This window comes from Knoellia sp. S7-12 (assembly GCF_040518285.1).
GTDB lineage: Bacteria > Actinomycetota > Actinomycetes > Actinomycetales > Dermatophilaceae > Knoellia.
In genome coordinates this window covers 1,231,019-1,245,266 of the sequence record NZ_CP155449.1, presented here as the reverse complement: position 1 = coordinate 1,245,266, position 14,248 = coordinate 1,231,019, and the positions used below count along the sequence as shown (strand labels likewise).

Here is a 14,248-nt window from a genome sequence, read left to right as displayed (position 1 = left end):
GCAGGTCGTTCAGCGGCGGTTGACGACGTCGAGGGCGAGGGCGTGCGTGACGCCATCGGCCTGTGCCGCCTGTGCGCCCATCTCGAGGATCATCGGCACGAGCTGGTCTGGCTTCGGGAAGTCGTCCGGCAAGGCTGAGTTGTATGCCGCATGCTCCTCGAGCGAAGCGATCGCCACGGCCACCTTGTCGCCGACATCGACGTAGTGGGTCGGGGTTGGTGTGCCCATGAAGGCGAGCACCCCGACGTTCCACGGCTCGAAACCCTCCTCGACGAGTTCGGGAAAGATCCAGCGGTTGCCGGCGTCCGCGACGGCATCGGCGCACGCCAACCCGACGGCACGGTGGTCGGCCTGGTTGAGCATGCCGGCGACGAATCGATTGCCGTAGTCACCGGTGATCACGAACTCGGGCTTCCTGCGTCGGATCTCGCGGGCGATGTCGCGACGGAGGCCAAGGGAGTACTCGACGTTCCCGTCTTTGTGGTCGCCGAAGTCGACCTCGGTCACTCCGACCACGGCCGCACTCGCGCGCTCCTCGGCCTCACGTGCTGGACCTGCCTCCGCCGGGGACATCGTGTCGATCCCGGCCTCGCCGCGCGTGAGCAGGAAATAGGTGACCGTCTTGCCGGCCTCGGTCCAGCGGGCCACCGCCGCAGCCGTGCCGTACTCGATGTCGTCGGGGTGGGCGACGACGCACAGGACCGAGGAGAAGTCCTCGATCAGCGGTTCCAGCGGGGCGTTCGAGGGCGCGACCATGCCGTCAGGTTAGACCTCGACCGGCACCCGCTCACCTCAGTTCGTGGAAGCCGGCCGCTGCGCCTCGGCGTTACGACGAGCAGCCTCCTGGGCGCGCTGCGCCTCGGCCTGCGCCGCAGCCATCGGGTCCATCTCCGCGATGAGCTCACGACCTCGGGCCGCGTGCTTGTGCTCGGTGAGGACTTCGTACTTCGTCGCCACGACCTGGGTCACGGAGGTGAAGTCACGCTGACCGCCGGTGACCGAGTAGCCGACGAGCGCCCACACGGCACCGAAGACGGCACCGAAGAGCACGGTTGCGACCACCGACGGCCACGAGAACCCACTCGTGTCGAACAGCGCGAAGATCAGCCCGATGAGGAGACCGAGCCAGGCCCCGGACAGCACTCCGCCCAGAAGGATGCGACTGCGGGTCAGCCGACCCGTCACACGCTCCAGCTGCTTGAGGTCAGTGCCGACAATGAGGACGTTCTCGACTGGGAACTCGTGGTCGGACAGGTAGTCCACGACCTTCTGTGCCGAGGCGTACGTCTCATGGACGCCGAGGGACATCGGGTACTCGAGGGACAAGATCCGTGCAGCGGCCGCGGGCCCGAGGCCGCGCGTCGGTTGGGTGCTCATGCGCTCAGTCTCCCACTCGGAACTGGACGGTGGCTGGGAGGTGACCGACCGGCATACCCGAAAACGGCATGATGTCCACATGGGGAAGCGGACGCGCCACGAGGGCGTGTGGATCGGCAGCGGGGAATGGGGCGTCCCGCAGTGGACCGCCATCCTGGCGGTCCTCGTCTGCGGGGTCTCTGCCGTGATCTCAGCGTCGTCGCTCTTCAGTTCCGACGACCCGATCGCGGAGAGCGGCGCGTTCCTGATGTTCCTCGGCGGGGCGGTGGTCTTCCTGCCGACCGCTGTGCTCGGCCGACGCCGGCCCCCCGGAGTCCGGACCCTGGCGATGGGGCTGCTGCTCTTCGCCGCATCAGGCGCCGCTGTGGTGTTTGCCGCACGGTTTGAGCCCAACGCGTTCATCTTCGACGGCCGCCGTGGCCAGATTATGCGCAGCACAGCACCCGTCCTCGCTCTGGCCTTCCTGGCGGCGGGCGGCTATCTGCTGCGCTTGAGCTTTCGCAGGATCGAGCCGACGGACCACGAAGCGCGGCACGCCGAAGACTCGTGAGACGGCAAAAGGAGGCCCGAGCCGGACGGATCGAGCACAATCGCTCCATGGGGAGGCACGTCCGGTCGAAGGAGGAAGTCCGCTCTCGCTGGTGGCTTGATCGGCGCGAACGGAAGGTGTCCCGACGCGCGGCCATTTTCGGGTCGGTCATGTGCGCAGGCTTCGCCATGCTGCACCTGCCGTACGCGATCGTCGGGAACACTCCGCTCTTTGCGTGGGGAGCAGCGCTTTTCCTCGTTGCCGTCGGAGCGCTCTGCGTTCCCACAGCAGCCCTGGGGGGACACGTCATCCCTGGCGGGCTCCTGGCTGGGCTCTGCCTCGTCGCGGCGGCGGCTGGGTGCACCGCCGTCGCCGGGTCACGCTGGGCGGAGCCAGCGATCCTCGAAGGAACGCGGAGAACCCAGCAACTCGTGTACCTGGCCCCGGTGTTTGCCCTGATCTTCTTCTCGGCGGGTTGCTACCTGCTGTGGCAGAACCTCCGCCGACAACTCAGCGCTTGAGCGCGTACTCCTCCAGGAGCCGGCGGCCGATGATCATCTTCTGGATCTCGGCGGTGCCCTCACCGATGAGCAGCATCGGCGCCTCGCGGTAGAGGCGCTCGATCTCGTACTCCTTGGAGTAGCCGTAGCCGCCGTGAATGCGGAACGACTGCTGGACGACGTCGGCGCAGTACTCGGCGGCGAGATATTTGGCCATGCCGGCCTCGAGGTCGTTGCGCTGCCCCGAGTCCTTGAGGCGAGCGGCCTTGACCATCATCTGGTGGCCGGCCTCGACCTTGGTCGCCATGTCAGCGAGGCGGAACATGATCGCCTGGTGCTGCGCGATCTGCTTGCCGAAGGTCTCCCGCTGTTGTGCGTAGGTGATGCCGAGCTCGAAGGCGCGACGGGCCAGGCCGCAGGCGCGGGCAGCCACGTTGACGCGGCCGACCTCGACGCCATCCATCATCTGGTAGAAACCCTTGCCGGGCGCCCCACCGAGGATCTGCGCGGACGTGGTCTCGTAGTTCTCGAGGACCAATTCGGTTGTGTCGACGCCCTTGTAGCCCATCTTTTCGATCTTGCCGGGGATCGTGACACCGGGAGCGGTCTGCCCGAAGCCGGGCTCCTTCTCGACGAGGAACGTCGTCATGTTCTTGTAAGGAGAGTCGGACTCACCGAGATCGGTCTTCACGAGCACCGCGACGAGGTTGGACGAACCACCGTTGGTCAGCCACATCTTCTGCGCGTTGACGGTCCACTTCTGGTCGCCGCCCTCGCCCTCGCCGGCGATCGCCTTGGACTTGATCGCCGCGACGTCGGAGCCCAGCCCCGGCTCGGACATCGAGAACGCGCCACGGACCTCGCCGGCCGCCATCCGCGGGAGGTAGCGCTGCTTCTGCTCCTCGGTGCCGTGCTGCAACAGCATGTAGGCCACGATGAAGTGCGTGTTGATGATGCCGGAGACCGACATCCAGCCGCGCGCGATCTCCTCGACGCACAGCGCGTAGGTCAGCAGCGACTCACCGAGACCGCCGTACTCCTCGGGGATCATCAGCCCGAAGATCCCCATCTCCTTCATGCCCTCGACGATCTCGGTGGGGTACTCGTCCGCGTGCTCGAGCTGCTGCGCGACCGGGATGATCTGCTCCTCGACGAACTGCCGCACGAGCTTGATGAGCTCGCTCTGCTCGTCGCTGAGACCTTCAGTGCGCTGGAGCCGGGACATGCGTGTGAGCCACCTTCGTCGTGGGTGTGGAAGACCATTTGAGTATGCCGTCCGCTCACCTCCCGGCCCACCGCCTGACTGTGTGAGTCCCCCCACCTCACAACTCCTGCGGGGCAGCCCGGATTTCGCCGGTCGACCGGCGGACTATCACCTCATCGGTGTAGGGAGCCGACTCACGCTCAGTGGGCCACTGCCCGACCCAGGCTGATAGTCCGCCGGTATGTCGTCCGCGCAAGTGGACTGCTTCGACCCTGTGCGCGTGACGATCCGCGCGCGACTGTCGGATCGCCTGGCCCGCGCTCGCCGAGCCGGTCGCGTCGGCTGGGTTTCCAGGAGCGTCCTCAGGCCGACTTTTTGCAGAAGACGTCGGAGGGAGCGCAGCGAGTGACGACGGATTGCGCAAAAAAAGTCGGTGGCGCGGGGAGCGGCAGGGTGCCACGCTGAGTGTCAACCGCACGGCATACCCCATGCCCTGCTTTGACTCCAAGGAGGCACGACATGTCCACGACTGTCCTGGGCCGTTCCCGCGCCCTGCACCTTCTTCACACGGAGTCCCACCATGTCTTTGCACAACAGTTCCACCGAATCACCCCTCTTCGCCGCTGACAGCTCCCCCGACGCCCCGCCCGAGGGAGAGCGCTGGTCCTCCTGGGACGGCGCAATGCACGGCCCCACGCCCCGACCCGACTGGGTCATCACCGCCCTCGGCGCCGTCGAGGAGGACCTCGGCGTCCTCAAGACCGGCAAAGAGGCCGATGTCCACCTCCTCCGCCGTTGGGTGCCCGACGGATCTGCCGAACCGCCCACCCAGTCCATCCTGGCTGCGAAGCGGTATCGCGGAAGCGAGAACCGGCTCTTCCACCGTGACAGCGGCTACCTCGAGGGCCGTCGCGTCCGCAAGAGCCGCGAGATGCGAGCGATGGCTCGTCGCACCGAGTTCGGGCGCGCGATGATCGCGGGCCAGTGGGCGGCGGCCGAGTTCGATGCACTGGGTCGACTCTGGGAGCTCGGACTCCCGGTGCCCTACCCCGTGCAGTTGAACGAGGCCGAGATGCTCATGGAGTTCATCGGCGACGGTCGCACCGCGGCCCCACGGCTTGTCCAGACCAAACCGTCGCCGAAACTCCTGGGCCAGCTGTTCGAGGAGTTCCGTGGTGTGGTGCTGACGCTCGCCGAGGAGGGTTGGGCACACGGCGACCTCTCGCCCTACAACGTCCTCGTCCATGAGGACCGCCTCGTCGTCATCGACTGGCCGCAGATCGTGGACGTCGTCGGCAACCCACACGGGTTCGAGTTCCTCGAGCGTGACATCCGCACGATGTGCGACTGGTTCACACGGCGCGGCCTCGACGTCGATGCAGATCTGCTCTTCGGGGATGCGGCTGCCCTGGCGGCGGGAAACAGCTGGTGACGCCGTCGTTGCGTCTGCGGATTCGGTGGTTCTGGCCACCATTGACGCAGACGCAACGGAGGTTGTCTCAACCGAGGTCGGGCTCGCCGCGCAACTCGACGGTGCGACCCATCTGCTCCATCTCGAGGATCACCACGTCGTTGGAACCGCTGCACCACAGTGGTGCTGGCGCATAGCCGCCCCGGACAAACCCGCCGTCCCGGACCTCGAGGTGAGGGGGTGGTGCCCCGGCACCACCGAAGATTGCACCGGTTAAGCCAGGTGCCGATCGAAAACGCCACCGACGCTAGACAGAGATGCTCTCGGCTCGCTGACCATCAGCGAGCCGAGAGCAGGTGCGTTCACGCGCAGAGAACGCGAGAGTCAGTAGACCCAGACCCTGCGACCGATGGCGACCCGACCCTGAGCCCACAGCAGGTCCTGGGCCGCAGTGCTGACCCGGCAGCATCCGTGCGACGCGGGGTAGGGCGGGATGGACTGAGATCCGTGGATCGCGTAGTCGCCCTTCCAGTAGGTGGGACGCCACATGGCGCCGAGCGACCCGTTCTGCCAGCCGTTGGGCCACCGGTACCAGATCGAGTAGCTACCGGTGGGCGTGCGAGCGGTCTTCCAGGAGCCACCCGAGTAGTAGCGCTCACCACTCCCGGTGCTGGTGTTGAGCGTGTAGAGCAGCGCGCCATTGTTGATGACAAAGAGCAACTGCCGCTTGATGTCGACCTCGAGCACGTTCCCGCTCGTCGAACGAGGCTGCGTGCGGGTGCCTCGGCTGAGCAGGCTGCGTTCGACGGCCCCGACCTTGCCGGTGCGGCTGACCCCGCCGACCTTCTGGAGCGCCCAGACCGCCTGTTGGGTCAGGTGCCCGAACTTCCCATCGGGTGTCCCACACCAGTACTTGAGCAGGGTCAGACGCTTCTGCAGTGCCAGGACATCCGCGCCCGTGTGGCCCCGCTCGAGTGTCCGAGTGGCCGCGTGTGCCGGCGAGGCCACGATGCCCGCGACCCCGAAAGCACCTGCTCCCACGGCGGCCGCGACAGCCGCTCTGCGGCTGATCCCGTGTCCGTTGGTGTCGATGACGCCCCTGCCCTTCGTCTGGTGTTCCCCATGTATCCGTACAGACGCGCCAGAGCGCTCCCAGGTTGCGTGGGCAAGCAATGAACTTCTGAGCGAACCCTAGCGGCTGGAGATCACGTCGTGAATAGTCAGGATCCGACGCGCAATGTCGACATGGAGGTTCTCGACCATCCGGCCGTTGTGCGTGACAACGCCACTCCCGGCGCCCGCCTCCCACGCCTCGAGAATGCCGCGAGCGTCAGCCACGGCGTCCTCGCTCGGAGCGAAGATGGCGTTACACGGTTCGACCTGGCCCGGGTGGATCAGGGTCTTGCCGTCGAAGCCGAAGTCGCGGCCCTGAAGGCACTCTGCCTCGAAGCCCTCAGCGTTCTTCACGTCGTTGTAGACGCCGTCGAGGATGGCAATGCCTGACTCGCGCGCGGCCAGCAACGACAGCTGCAGCGAGGTGAGGAGCGGCCCACGACCCGGGACATGGTCGGCGTGCAGCTCCTTGACGAGGTCGTTGGTTCCCATGACGAGAACCGCGAGCCGCGGTGAGGCTGCGGCAATCTCACGGACGTTGAAGACAGCCTCGGGCGTCTCGATCATCGCCCAGAGCTTGGTGTGCTCGGGAGCGCCTGCCGCCTCGAGGCCGGCCACGAGCGAACGCACCTCGTCGGCCGAACCGACCTTGGGCACGACCACGCCGGCGGGTCCCGCAGCAGCGGCCGCCGCAAGGTCGGCCTCGTGCCACTGGGTGCCGATGCCGTTGATCCGGATCGTCACCTCACGCTGGCCGTAGTCCCCCGACGCCGCTGCGGCACAGGCGTTGTCGCGCGCCGCGTCCTTGTGGTCGGGACCGACGGCGTCCTCAAGGTCGAGGATGAGCCCGTCGACGGGCAGCGACTTGGCCTTCTCGAGCGCGCGCTCGTTCGAACTCGGCATGTAGAGCACCGATCGACGAGGCGTGTATGCCGCCTGCTCGCCCATCAGGAACCCTCACCTTCCACGGACGGTGCGTCCAAGGCATACAGGGAAGCCAGTTCGGGGTCACCCGCGCCAAGGCGCTCGGCGAGCTCGAGGATGACGAGGCACTGCTTGAGCGAGGCGTCGTCCTCCATCTTGCCGTCGAGCATGACCGCGCCGGTGCCGTCGCCCATGGCGTCCTTGACGCGCCGCGCGTGGGCGACGTCCTCTGCCGACGGGCTGAAGACGCGCTTGGCGATGTCGATCTGGACGGGGTGCAGGGTCCACGTACCGACGCAGCCGAGCAGGAAGGCATTGCGGAACTGGTCCTCACACGCGACGACGTCCTTGATGTCACCGAAGGGGCCGTAGTAGGGGAAGATCCCGTGCATCGCACAGGCATCAACCATGCGGGCGATCGTGTAGTGCCAGAGGTCCTGCTGGTAGGTCGTGCGCTCCGCGGTGATCGGGTCAACGCCCTCGCCAAGGTCCTTGGCCGGGTCCTGACGAACGAGGTAGCCGGGGTGTCCGCCACCGACCCGCGTGGTCTTCATCCGGCGGTCTGCGGCGAGGTCGGCCGGGCCCAGGCTGATGCCCTGCATGCGCGGTGACGCACCGGCGATCTCCTCGACGTTGGCCATGCCGCGAGCCGTCTCGAGGATCGCGTGGACGAGGATCGGGCGCTTCAGACCGGCGCGGGCCTCGAGCTGCGCAAGGATCCGGTCCACGTAGTGGATGTCCTCGGGCCCCTGCACCTTGGGCACCATGATGACGTCGAGCTTGTCGCCGATCTCGGTGACGAGGGTGACGAGGTCGTCGAGCACCCACGGACTGTCGAGGCTGTTGATGCGCGTCCAGAGTTGGGTGCTGTCACCGAAGTCGGTCACCTTCGCGATGTCGACCAGGCCCTGACGAGCGGCTTCCTTGCGATCGGCCTTGACGGCATCCTCGAGGTTGCCGAGGAGCACGTCGACCGTGCCGACCATCCCGGGGACCTTGGCGGCCATCTTCTCGTTGCTGGGGTCAAAGAAGTGGATCATCCGACTGGGGAGGGCCGGGACCTCACGAACGGGTGCCGGGGCACCAACCGCGAGGGGGCCAAAGAAGTCCTTGGGTGAGCGCATGTTGCCGGACGCTAGCAGTGCGCACGGGCAGGGCGTTATGAGACAGTTCACGCCGTGAGCGGCTCGCCGAACGCCTCGTCCTCCATCAATGTCACACGCCTGCTCGCCGAGGCCGCGACCAAGTCCGGCGTGCTGTGGATCGAGGTCCCGGACGGCGGCACCCACGCCGTGTGGTTCGTGTGGCACGACGACGAGGACCCGCGCGGCGCCGGCCCTGCGGTATACGTCGTCTCCGGCTCCGGCGAGCAGACCCTGCCGCAGCTCCCCGACGAGGTGACGGTCATCCTGCGCAGCAAGGACACCGGCGCTCGCCTCCTGCGGCTCAAGGCGACCGCGCGGGCCATCGACCCGACGACACCTGAGTGGGACGGTCCCGCCGAAGTCCTGCGTGCCAACCGGCTCAACGCGACCGGCGACGTCCTTGCCCGGTGGCGCGAAGGTGCGACGATCCACGTCCTCACGCCGCACGGCATACCCGATGAAGGGCCAGGAGGGTATGCCGCCGACTCCGGTCGCGTGACCGTCGCCCCTGCGCGCGGCGCGACGGCACGCTGGCGCCCGTGGCACTGGCGCGGACGCGGCTGACTCTGCACCTGTGGTGTTGGGGCAACGGCGCGCTGACGCGACCGTGGCTCTGGTGAGGGGTGGACGCGACTAACCTGTCAGTCGTGAGCACGAGCACCCGCGTCTTCGTTGGCCGTCTGGCCGAGCTGGCCGTGTTCGACCCCTTGGGCGACCCGGTCGGTCGCGTTCGGGACGTCGTCCTGACCTTCAGTGTGCAGCGGGCCAGACCGCGAGTCATCGGCCTCGTCGTCGAGGTGCCCGGCCGCCGCCGGGTCTTCCTTCCCATGACGCGCGTGACCTCCGTCGACGGTGGCCAGGTCATCACGACCGGCCTCGTCAACATGCGGCGGTTCGAGCAGCGCCCCAACGAGACGCTCGTCCTCGCCGAACTCATTGAGCGCAACGTGCGGGTTCGCGACGAGCACGGCGAAGACGTTGAAGCATCCGTCGAGGACATCGGTCTCGAGCAGAACCACGCGCGCAGCTGGTCGGTGACGCGTGTCTTCGTCCGTCGCACCTCCAACCGCAGTTCGCTCTCGCGGCTCGGGCGACGACGCGGTGAGACGTTCGTCGTGCCGGTGGAGGATGTCACCGGACTGCGTGACACCTCCGACGAGCAGAGCGCCGCCCGGCTGCTCGAGCACTACGAGGACCTCAAGCCGGCCGACCTCGCCGAGGCCATCCACGACCTGCCCTTGAAGCGCCGGGCCGAGGTCGCGGCCGCCCTCGCCGACGACCAGCTCGCCGACGTTCTCGAGGAGTTGCCCGAGGACGAGCAGGTCGAGCTCATCTCGGGCCTCAGCAACGACCGCATCGCCGACGTCCTCGAGGCCATGGAGCCCGACGACGCCGCCGACCTCCTCGCAGAGCTGCCCACGGAGCGCCAGGAAGTACTTCTCCAGCTCATGGAGCCCGACGAGGCCGCTGACCTGCGACGCCTGCTCACCTATGACGAGAACACCGCGGGTGGGCTCATGACGACCGAGCCGGTCATCCTTGGCCCGGACGCATCGATCGCCGAGGCGCTCGCCGTGGTCCGGCGCCAGGAACTGTCAACGACGATGGCGTGCACCGTCTTCGTCTGTCGCCCTCCACTCGAGACGCCCACCGGGAAGTTCCTCGGCATGGTCCACATTCAGCGACTGTTGCGTGAGCCACCGCACGCCTCCGTCGGCACGATCCTCGACAAGGACGTCGAGCCGGTCACGACCGACGCGACCGTCGGTCAGGTGACTCGCCTCCTCGCGACCTACGACCTCATCGCGTTGCCCGTGGTGGACGAGAACGGCCTGCTCGTCGGAGCCGTCACCGTGGACGACGTCCTCGACCACCTGCTGCCCGACGACTGGCGCGAGGACCGGCACGAGGTGACGTCACATGGCTGAGCGTCGTGACCGCGCCCCCCGCCTCGACCAGCCCCGCGAGAAGCGCCGCCAGTTCCTCACCCGCCCGGAAGCCCTCACCTCCGAGGCCTTCGGCGTCCTCTCCGAGAAGTTCGCCCGCTACATGGGGACGGCCTACTTCCTCATCGGGATGACCTTCTTCGTGCTCGTGTGGGTCGTGTGGAACCTGGCCGCGCCGAAGGACTGGCGCTTCGACAACTACCCCTTCATCTTTCTCACGCTCATGCTCAGCCTGCAGGCCTCGTATGCCGCACCGCTCATCCTGCTCGCGCAGAACCGACAGGCCGACCGTGACCGCGTCATGCTCGAGCAGGACCGCAACCGCGACGAACGCAACCTCGCCGACACCGAGTTCCTCACCCGCGAGGTGGCCGCGCTGCGCATCGCGATGCGCGACTCCGCGACCCGTGACTTCGTGCGCGGTGAGCTGCGTGACCTCCTCGACGAGATGGAGGAGCGAGGGCTTGTGATCGGCCGCCCCGCGAAGCCCAAGAAGCGTGACGCGTCAGACACCCCCAAGCGCCGGACCGATGAGGGCAGATCGCAGCGCTCGACCTAGCATGGAGCAATGCCTGTCACCGCTGCACTTGTGAGCGACGAGGCGCTGCGCGCCGCCCTCGCCACCGTCAACGACCCTGAGATCCGCAAGCCGATCACTGAGCTCGGCATGGTCGAAGCCGTGGAGTGTGACGACACCGGTCGCGTCGCCGTGACGATCCTCCTGACGATCGCGGGCTGCCCGCTCAAGGAGACGCTCACCAACGACACGACCAACGCTCTGCTCAAGGTGGCCGGGGTGACCGCGGTCGACGTCACCCTCGGGGTCATGTCGGAGGAACAGCGAGCCGAGCTCCGCACCAACCTGCGCGGCGGTGCGGCCGAGAAGGAGATCCCCTTCGCCAAGCCCGGCAGCCTCACCCGGGTCTATGCCGTGGCATCCGGCAAGGGCGGGGTCGGCAAGTCGTCGATCACGGCCAACCTCGCAGCCTCCCTGGCCCAACAGGGACTCAAGGTCGGTGTGGTGGACGCAGACATCTATGGCTTCTCCATCCCGCGCATGCTCGGCGTCGAGCAGCGACCCACCCAGGTCGACGAGATGATCCTGCCGCCCATTGCCCACGAGGTGAAGGTCATCTCGATCGGCATGTTCGTGCCCGGCAACCAGCCCGTGGTGTGGCGTGGGCCGATGCTCCACCGGGCCCTCCAGCAGTTCCTCGCCGATGTCTTCTGGGGCGACCTCGACGTCCTCCTCCTCGACCTGCCGCCGGGCACCGGTGACATCGCGATCTCGGTCGCCCAGCTCATCCCCGGCGCCGAGATCCTCGTCGTGACCACGCCGCAGCAGGCCGCTGCCGAGGTCGCTGAACGCGCCGGAGCGATTGCGATCCAGACCCACCAACGCGTCGCTGGTGTCATCGAGAACATGTCGTGGCTCGAGTTGCCCGACGGTTCGCGTCAAGAGATCTTCGGCTCTGGCGGCGGCCAGGCGGTCGCGGACTCGCTCACCCGCAGCATCGGCGCGCCGGTGCCGCTGCTCGGTCAGATCCCGCTCGACACGGCGCTGCGCATCGGCTCCGACCAGGGCACCCCGATCGTCCTCGGCGACTCAAACTCTCCGGCGGCCGTGGCCTTGCGCGGCATCGCCCGCGAGCTCGGCACCCGTTCCCGCGGCTTGGCCGGCCGGTCCCTCGGCCTCACGCCCTCGGGTCGCTGACGCCGAACCACCTTCGTCGCCAGCGTTCTTCGACGACCTGGATTGCGGTGCACGCTCAGTTGCTCCTTCGTCGCAAACGCGCACACCGCACAATCCAGGTCGTCGTGAGTTTCGAGTCCTAGGTGGCGTCGACGTCGTAGGGCGTCGGGCGCAGCGGGTCCCAGCTGCCCGAGTCCGACCCGAGGTGCAGCGCACCCTCGTCGAGAACGTCGACCTCACCCATGTCGGGGTTGTTTCCGTTCGACTTCAGGCCTGACGCAGCATCCTCGAGGGGCTCGATGAGGGCCTCGCGCACGATCCGACGGGGGTCGTACTGACGCGGGTCGTACTGGCGCCAGTTGATGTCGTTGTACTCGGGACCGAGCTGGTCCTTGAGCTGCCCCTTGGCGCCCTCGGCCATGCCGCGGGCCTTCCTGATGAGTTGGGCGAGCTTCGCGGCATAGCCGGGCAACCGTTCGGGACCAAGGACGAAGACCGCGATGAGGGCGAGGAGAATGAACTCCCAACCATTGATTCCTGGGATCACCGCGGGGCCTCCTCGTGGGGCATCGGTCAGTCGCTTCTGCCCTGGAGCACCATCTTGACATCCCGGGGTTTGCCGTCGCGCAGCACGGTCAGGGTGACGGTCGATCCGACCGGCTTGGACCGGATCGCGACAACGAGTGCATCGGGGTCGATCATGGGTCGGCCCTCGAACGCCGTGATGACATCGCCGGCCTTGAGCCCTGCCTTGGCTGCAGGTCCGTTGGGGGTGACAGCGGGTGTGTCGCCGGAGTCCGTGGCGATGCGGACGCCCTCGCCCTGGTACTCACGGTCGAGCAGCACCCCGATGATCGGGTGCTCGGCCTTGCCCGTGCGGATGAGCTGGTCGACCGTGGTCTGGACCTGGGCGCTGGGGATCGCGAACCCGACGCCGATGTTGCCGCTCTGGCCGCCGATGGCCGTGCCTGCGACGCGGGCGATCGCCGAGTTGACGCCGATGACGCGCCCCTGCATGTCTAGGAGCGGCCCACCGGAGTTGCCCGGGTTGATCGCGGCGTCGGTCTGGATCGCGTTGATGAACGACTGGTCGTCGGCCTCTCCGGGGGTCACGGGCCGGTTGAGCGCCGAGACGATGCCGGTCGTCACGGTCGACTCGAGCCCGAGCGGTGCACCCACGGCGATGACCGGGTCACCGACGACGACCTTGCTCGAGTCGCCGAGCGGCAACGGGGTGAGATCGGTGCGGTTGACCTTGAGGACGGCGAGGTCGTAGGACACGTCGCGCCCGACGATGGTGGCCGTGGCCTGCTTGCCGTTCGTGAGGACGACCGTGATCTTCCCGCCGCTCGCGGCGGCAGAGACGACGTGGTTGTTGGTGACGATGTGGCCCTTGTCGTCAAGGACCCAGCCCGAACCCGTGCCGTCACCTTCACCGGCTTCGACCCGGATCGTCACGACACTCGGGATCGCCTTGGCGGCGATGTTGGCGACCGAACCGTCGGGGCGCGTCGTCGCTCCCGGTCCGGCTTCGGGCGTCGGCCCGGTGGAGCCTGCGTTGGGTAGGTCAAGGCCGTCAAAAGGGTCGGTGGCGCCCAGCCAACCGCCGAGGAGACCGCCACCGAGGCCGGCGAGCAGGGCCGCAAGACCGGCAATGAGGAAGACACCGAACCAGCCCGGACCGCGCTTGGTCGTAGGTGCACTTCCGCTGGGAGCCGCTGACGCGGCATACGCATTCTGTGTGTATGCCGGGTAGCCAGCCGTGCTCTGCGCGTATGCCGGGGTCTCACCGGCGTGCCACTCCTGCGGCGTGCTCTGGGAGCGGGTGCCACCATCGGGCGCCCAGGTGCTGTCGGCCCACGCCGATGGGCGGCTCGGCTCCTGCTGCGGCTCGTGAGCCGGCTCCTGCGGGAGCAAGGGCGGCTGGCCCGGAGGGGGGCCGATCTCCTGGGTGCGGCTGAGATCGACCTCTTGGGTCTCCGACGGATCGACGGGTGGTTGCCCGGCCTCGTCGCGGCGTGCGCTGTCCTCGGTCATGCCCTCGATTCTGCCTCGCAGATGACAAGGTTCCGAACTGAGGTGCTGCTCGTCCACCCAGTGGAGACACTGCGGACCCTCGTGCCGCTCATGGATGGGGTGGGGCTGCCGACGCTCGGCCGCACCATCGGGGACGCTCCACCGACCGATGTGACGGTGGTGGTGACTGCGCCCGTCCCGGCGATCGTGAGCGTCCAGGCGACCGCAGCGGTGGCGCCAGCAGCAGCCGTCGCCATGGCCGCAGACCGCAGGGGGCTGCGATGGGCGGGTGGCGCTGACGGCGCCACCATCTCAAGTGGTGCGCGCTCGCTTGTCTGGGCCATGGCCGGTCCGGTCATTGACGAAGCGAGCGCGACGAGTTGGGCGTGA

General features: G+C 67.7%; 16 protein-coding genes. 8 read left to right on the top strand and 8 right to left on the bottom strand.

What is annotated here, in order from left to right; all coding sequences use genetic code 11:
- Nucleotides 1-9: 9 nt before the first annotated feature.
- Together V6K52_RS06035 and V6K52_RS06030 are read right to left on the bottom strand one after the other, a co-directional pair.
- Nucleotides 10-756: a PIG-L deacetylase family protein gene (locus tag V6K52_RS06035; protein WP_353952982.1), complete on the bottom strand. Its 747-nt coding sequence runs from the start codon at nt 754-756 to the stop codon at nt 10-12.
- A 36-nt stretch (nt 757-792) separates the two neighbouring features.
- Nucleotides 793-1,377 carry a general stress protein gene (locus V6K52_RS06030; RefSeq protein ID WP_353952981.1) on the bottom strand — a complete coding sequence of 195 codons (585 nt, stop codon included), beginning with the start codon at nt 1,375-1,377 and terminating at the stop codon, nt 793-795.
- A gap of 79 nt (nt 1,378-1,456) precedes the next feature.
- Here V6K52_RS06030 and V6K52_RS06025 point away from each other — a divergent pair, with 79 nt between their 5' ends.
- Together V6K52_RS06025 and V6K52_RS06020 are read left to right on the top strand one after the other, a co-directional pair.
- A complete protein-coding gene (locus V6K52_RS06025; RefSeq protein WP_353952980.1) occupies nt 1,457-1,927 on the top strand; it encodes a hypothetical protein in 471 nt (156 codons plus the stop codon).
- A gap of 167 nt (nt 1,928-2,094) precedes the next feature.
- Nucleotides 2,095-2,427: a hypothetical protein gene (locus tag V6K52_RS06020; RefSeq protein ID WP_353952979.1), complete on the top strand. Its 333-nt coding sequence runs from the start codon at nt 2,095-2,097 to the stop codon at nt 2,425-2,427.
- On the opposite strand, the gene V6K52_RS06015 is transcribed toward V6K52_RS06020, so the two are convergent.
- Complete coding sequence (locus tag V6K52_RS06015) at nt 2,417-3,631, bottom strand: acyl-CoA dehydrogenase family protein (protein WP_353952978.1); 1,215 nt, start codon at nt 3,629-3,631, stop codon at nt 2,417-2,419. The genes V6K52_RS06020 and V6K52_RS06015 overlap by 11 nt on opposite strands.
- Nucleotides 3,632-4,190: 559 nt before the next feature.
- On the opposite strand from V6K52_RS06015, the gene V6K52_RS06010 reads away from it, so the two are divergent.
- Complete coding sequence (locus V6K52_RS06010; RefSeq protein ID WP_353952977.1) at nt 4,191-5,042, top strand: RIO1 family regulatory kinase/ATPase; 852 nt, start codon at nt 4,191-4,193, stop codon at nt 5,040-5,042.
- Nucleotides 5,043-5,405: 363 nt separating this feature from the next.
- Here the strand turns inward: V6K52_RS06010 and V6K52_RS06005 are convergent, their stop codons facing one another.
- The 3 genes from V6K52_RS06005 to V6K52_RS05995 all read right to left on the bottom strand — a co-directional run bounded on the left by V6K52_RS06005 (nt 5,406) and on the right by V6K52_RS05995 (nt 8,182).
- Nucleotides 5,406-6,062, bottom strand: coding sequence for a L,D-transpeptidase family protein (locus V6K52_RS06005; protein ID WP_353952976.1), 657 nt, complete (start codon nt 6,060-6,062; stop codon nt 5,406-5,408).
- Between the two features lie 150 nt (nt 6,063-6,212).
- Entirely contained in the window at nt 6,213-7,082 is an 870-nt protein-coding gene (locus tag V6K52_RS06000) for a CoA ester lyase (protein WP_353952975.1), read from the bottom strand.
- Entirely contained in the window at nt 7,082-8,182 is a 1,101-nt protein-coding gene (locus tag V6K52_RS05995) for a CoA ester lyase (protein ID WP_353952974.1), read from the bottom strand. Before V6K52_RS05995 ends, V6K52_RS06000 begins: the two co-directional genes overlap by 1 nt.
- Nucleotides 8,183-8,236: 54 nt before the next feature.
- On the opposite strand from V6K52_RS05995, the gene V6K52_RS05990 reads away from it, so the two are divergent.
- The 4 genes from V6K52_RS05990 (at nt 8,237) to V6K52_RS05975 (ending at nt 11,863) form a co-directional block, all read left to right on the top strand.
- Nucleotides 8,237-8,767: a hypothetical protein gene (locus V6K52_RS05990; RefSeq protein WP_353952973.1), complete on the top strand. Its 531-nt coding sequence runs from the start codon at nt 8,237-8,239 to the stop codon at nt 8,765-8,767.
- Nucleotides 8,768-8,850: 83 nt separating this feature from the next.
- Nucleotides 8,851-10,131: a CBS domain-containing protein gene (locus tag V6K52_RS05985; protein ID WP_353952972.1), complete on the top strand. Its 1,281-nt coding sequence runs from the start codon at nt 8,851-8,853 to the stop codon at nt 10,129-10,131.
- The gene (locus tag V6K52_RS05980) at nt 10,124-10,708 is read left to right on the top strand and encodes a DUF1003 domain-containing protein (protein ID WP_353952971.1); all 585 of its coding nucleotides are present in this window, start codon (nt 10,124-10,126) and stop codon (nt 10,706-10,708) included. Before V6K52_RS05985 ends, V6K52_RS05980 begins: the two co-directional genes overlap by 8 nt.
- A 9-nt stretch (nt 10,709-10,717) precedes the next feature.
- Nucleotides 10,718-11,863, top strand: coding sequence for an Mrp/NBP35 family ATP-binding protein (locus V6K52_RS05975; protein WP_353952970.1), 1,146 nt, complete (start codon nt 10,718-10,720; stop codon nt 11,861-11,863).
- 118 nt (nt 11,864-11,981) lie between these two features.
- Here V6K52_RS05975 and V6K52_RS05970 read toward each other — a convergent pair whose 3' ends face one another.
- Together V6K52_RS05970 and V6K52_RS05965 are read right to left on the bottom strand one after the other, a co-directional pair.
- The gene (locus tag V6K52_RS05970) at nt 11,982-12,389 is read right to left on the bottom strand and encodes a Sec-independent protein translocase TatB (protein ID WP_353952969.1); all 408 of its coding nucleotides are present in this window, start codon (nt 12,387-12,389) and stop codon (nt 11,982-11,984) included.
- Between the two features lie 26 nt (nt 12,390-12,415).
- Nucleotides 12,416-13,879: a trypsin-like peptidase domain-containing protein gene (locus V6K52_RS05965; protein WP_353952968.1), complete on the bottom strand. Its 1,464-nt coding sequence runs from the start codon at nt 13,877-13,879 to the stop codon at nt 12,416-12,418.
- A gap of 21 nt (nt 13,880-13,900) precedes the next feature.
- Between V6K52_RS05965 and V6K52_RS05960 the strand changes: the two genes are divergently transcribed.
- The gene (locus tag V6K52_RS05960; RefSeq protein WP_353952967.1) at nt 13,901-14,248 is read left to right on the top strand and encodes a hypothetical protein; all 348 of its coding nucleotides are present in this window, start codon (nt 13,901-13,903) and stop codon (nt 14,246-14,248) included.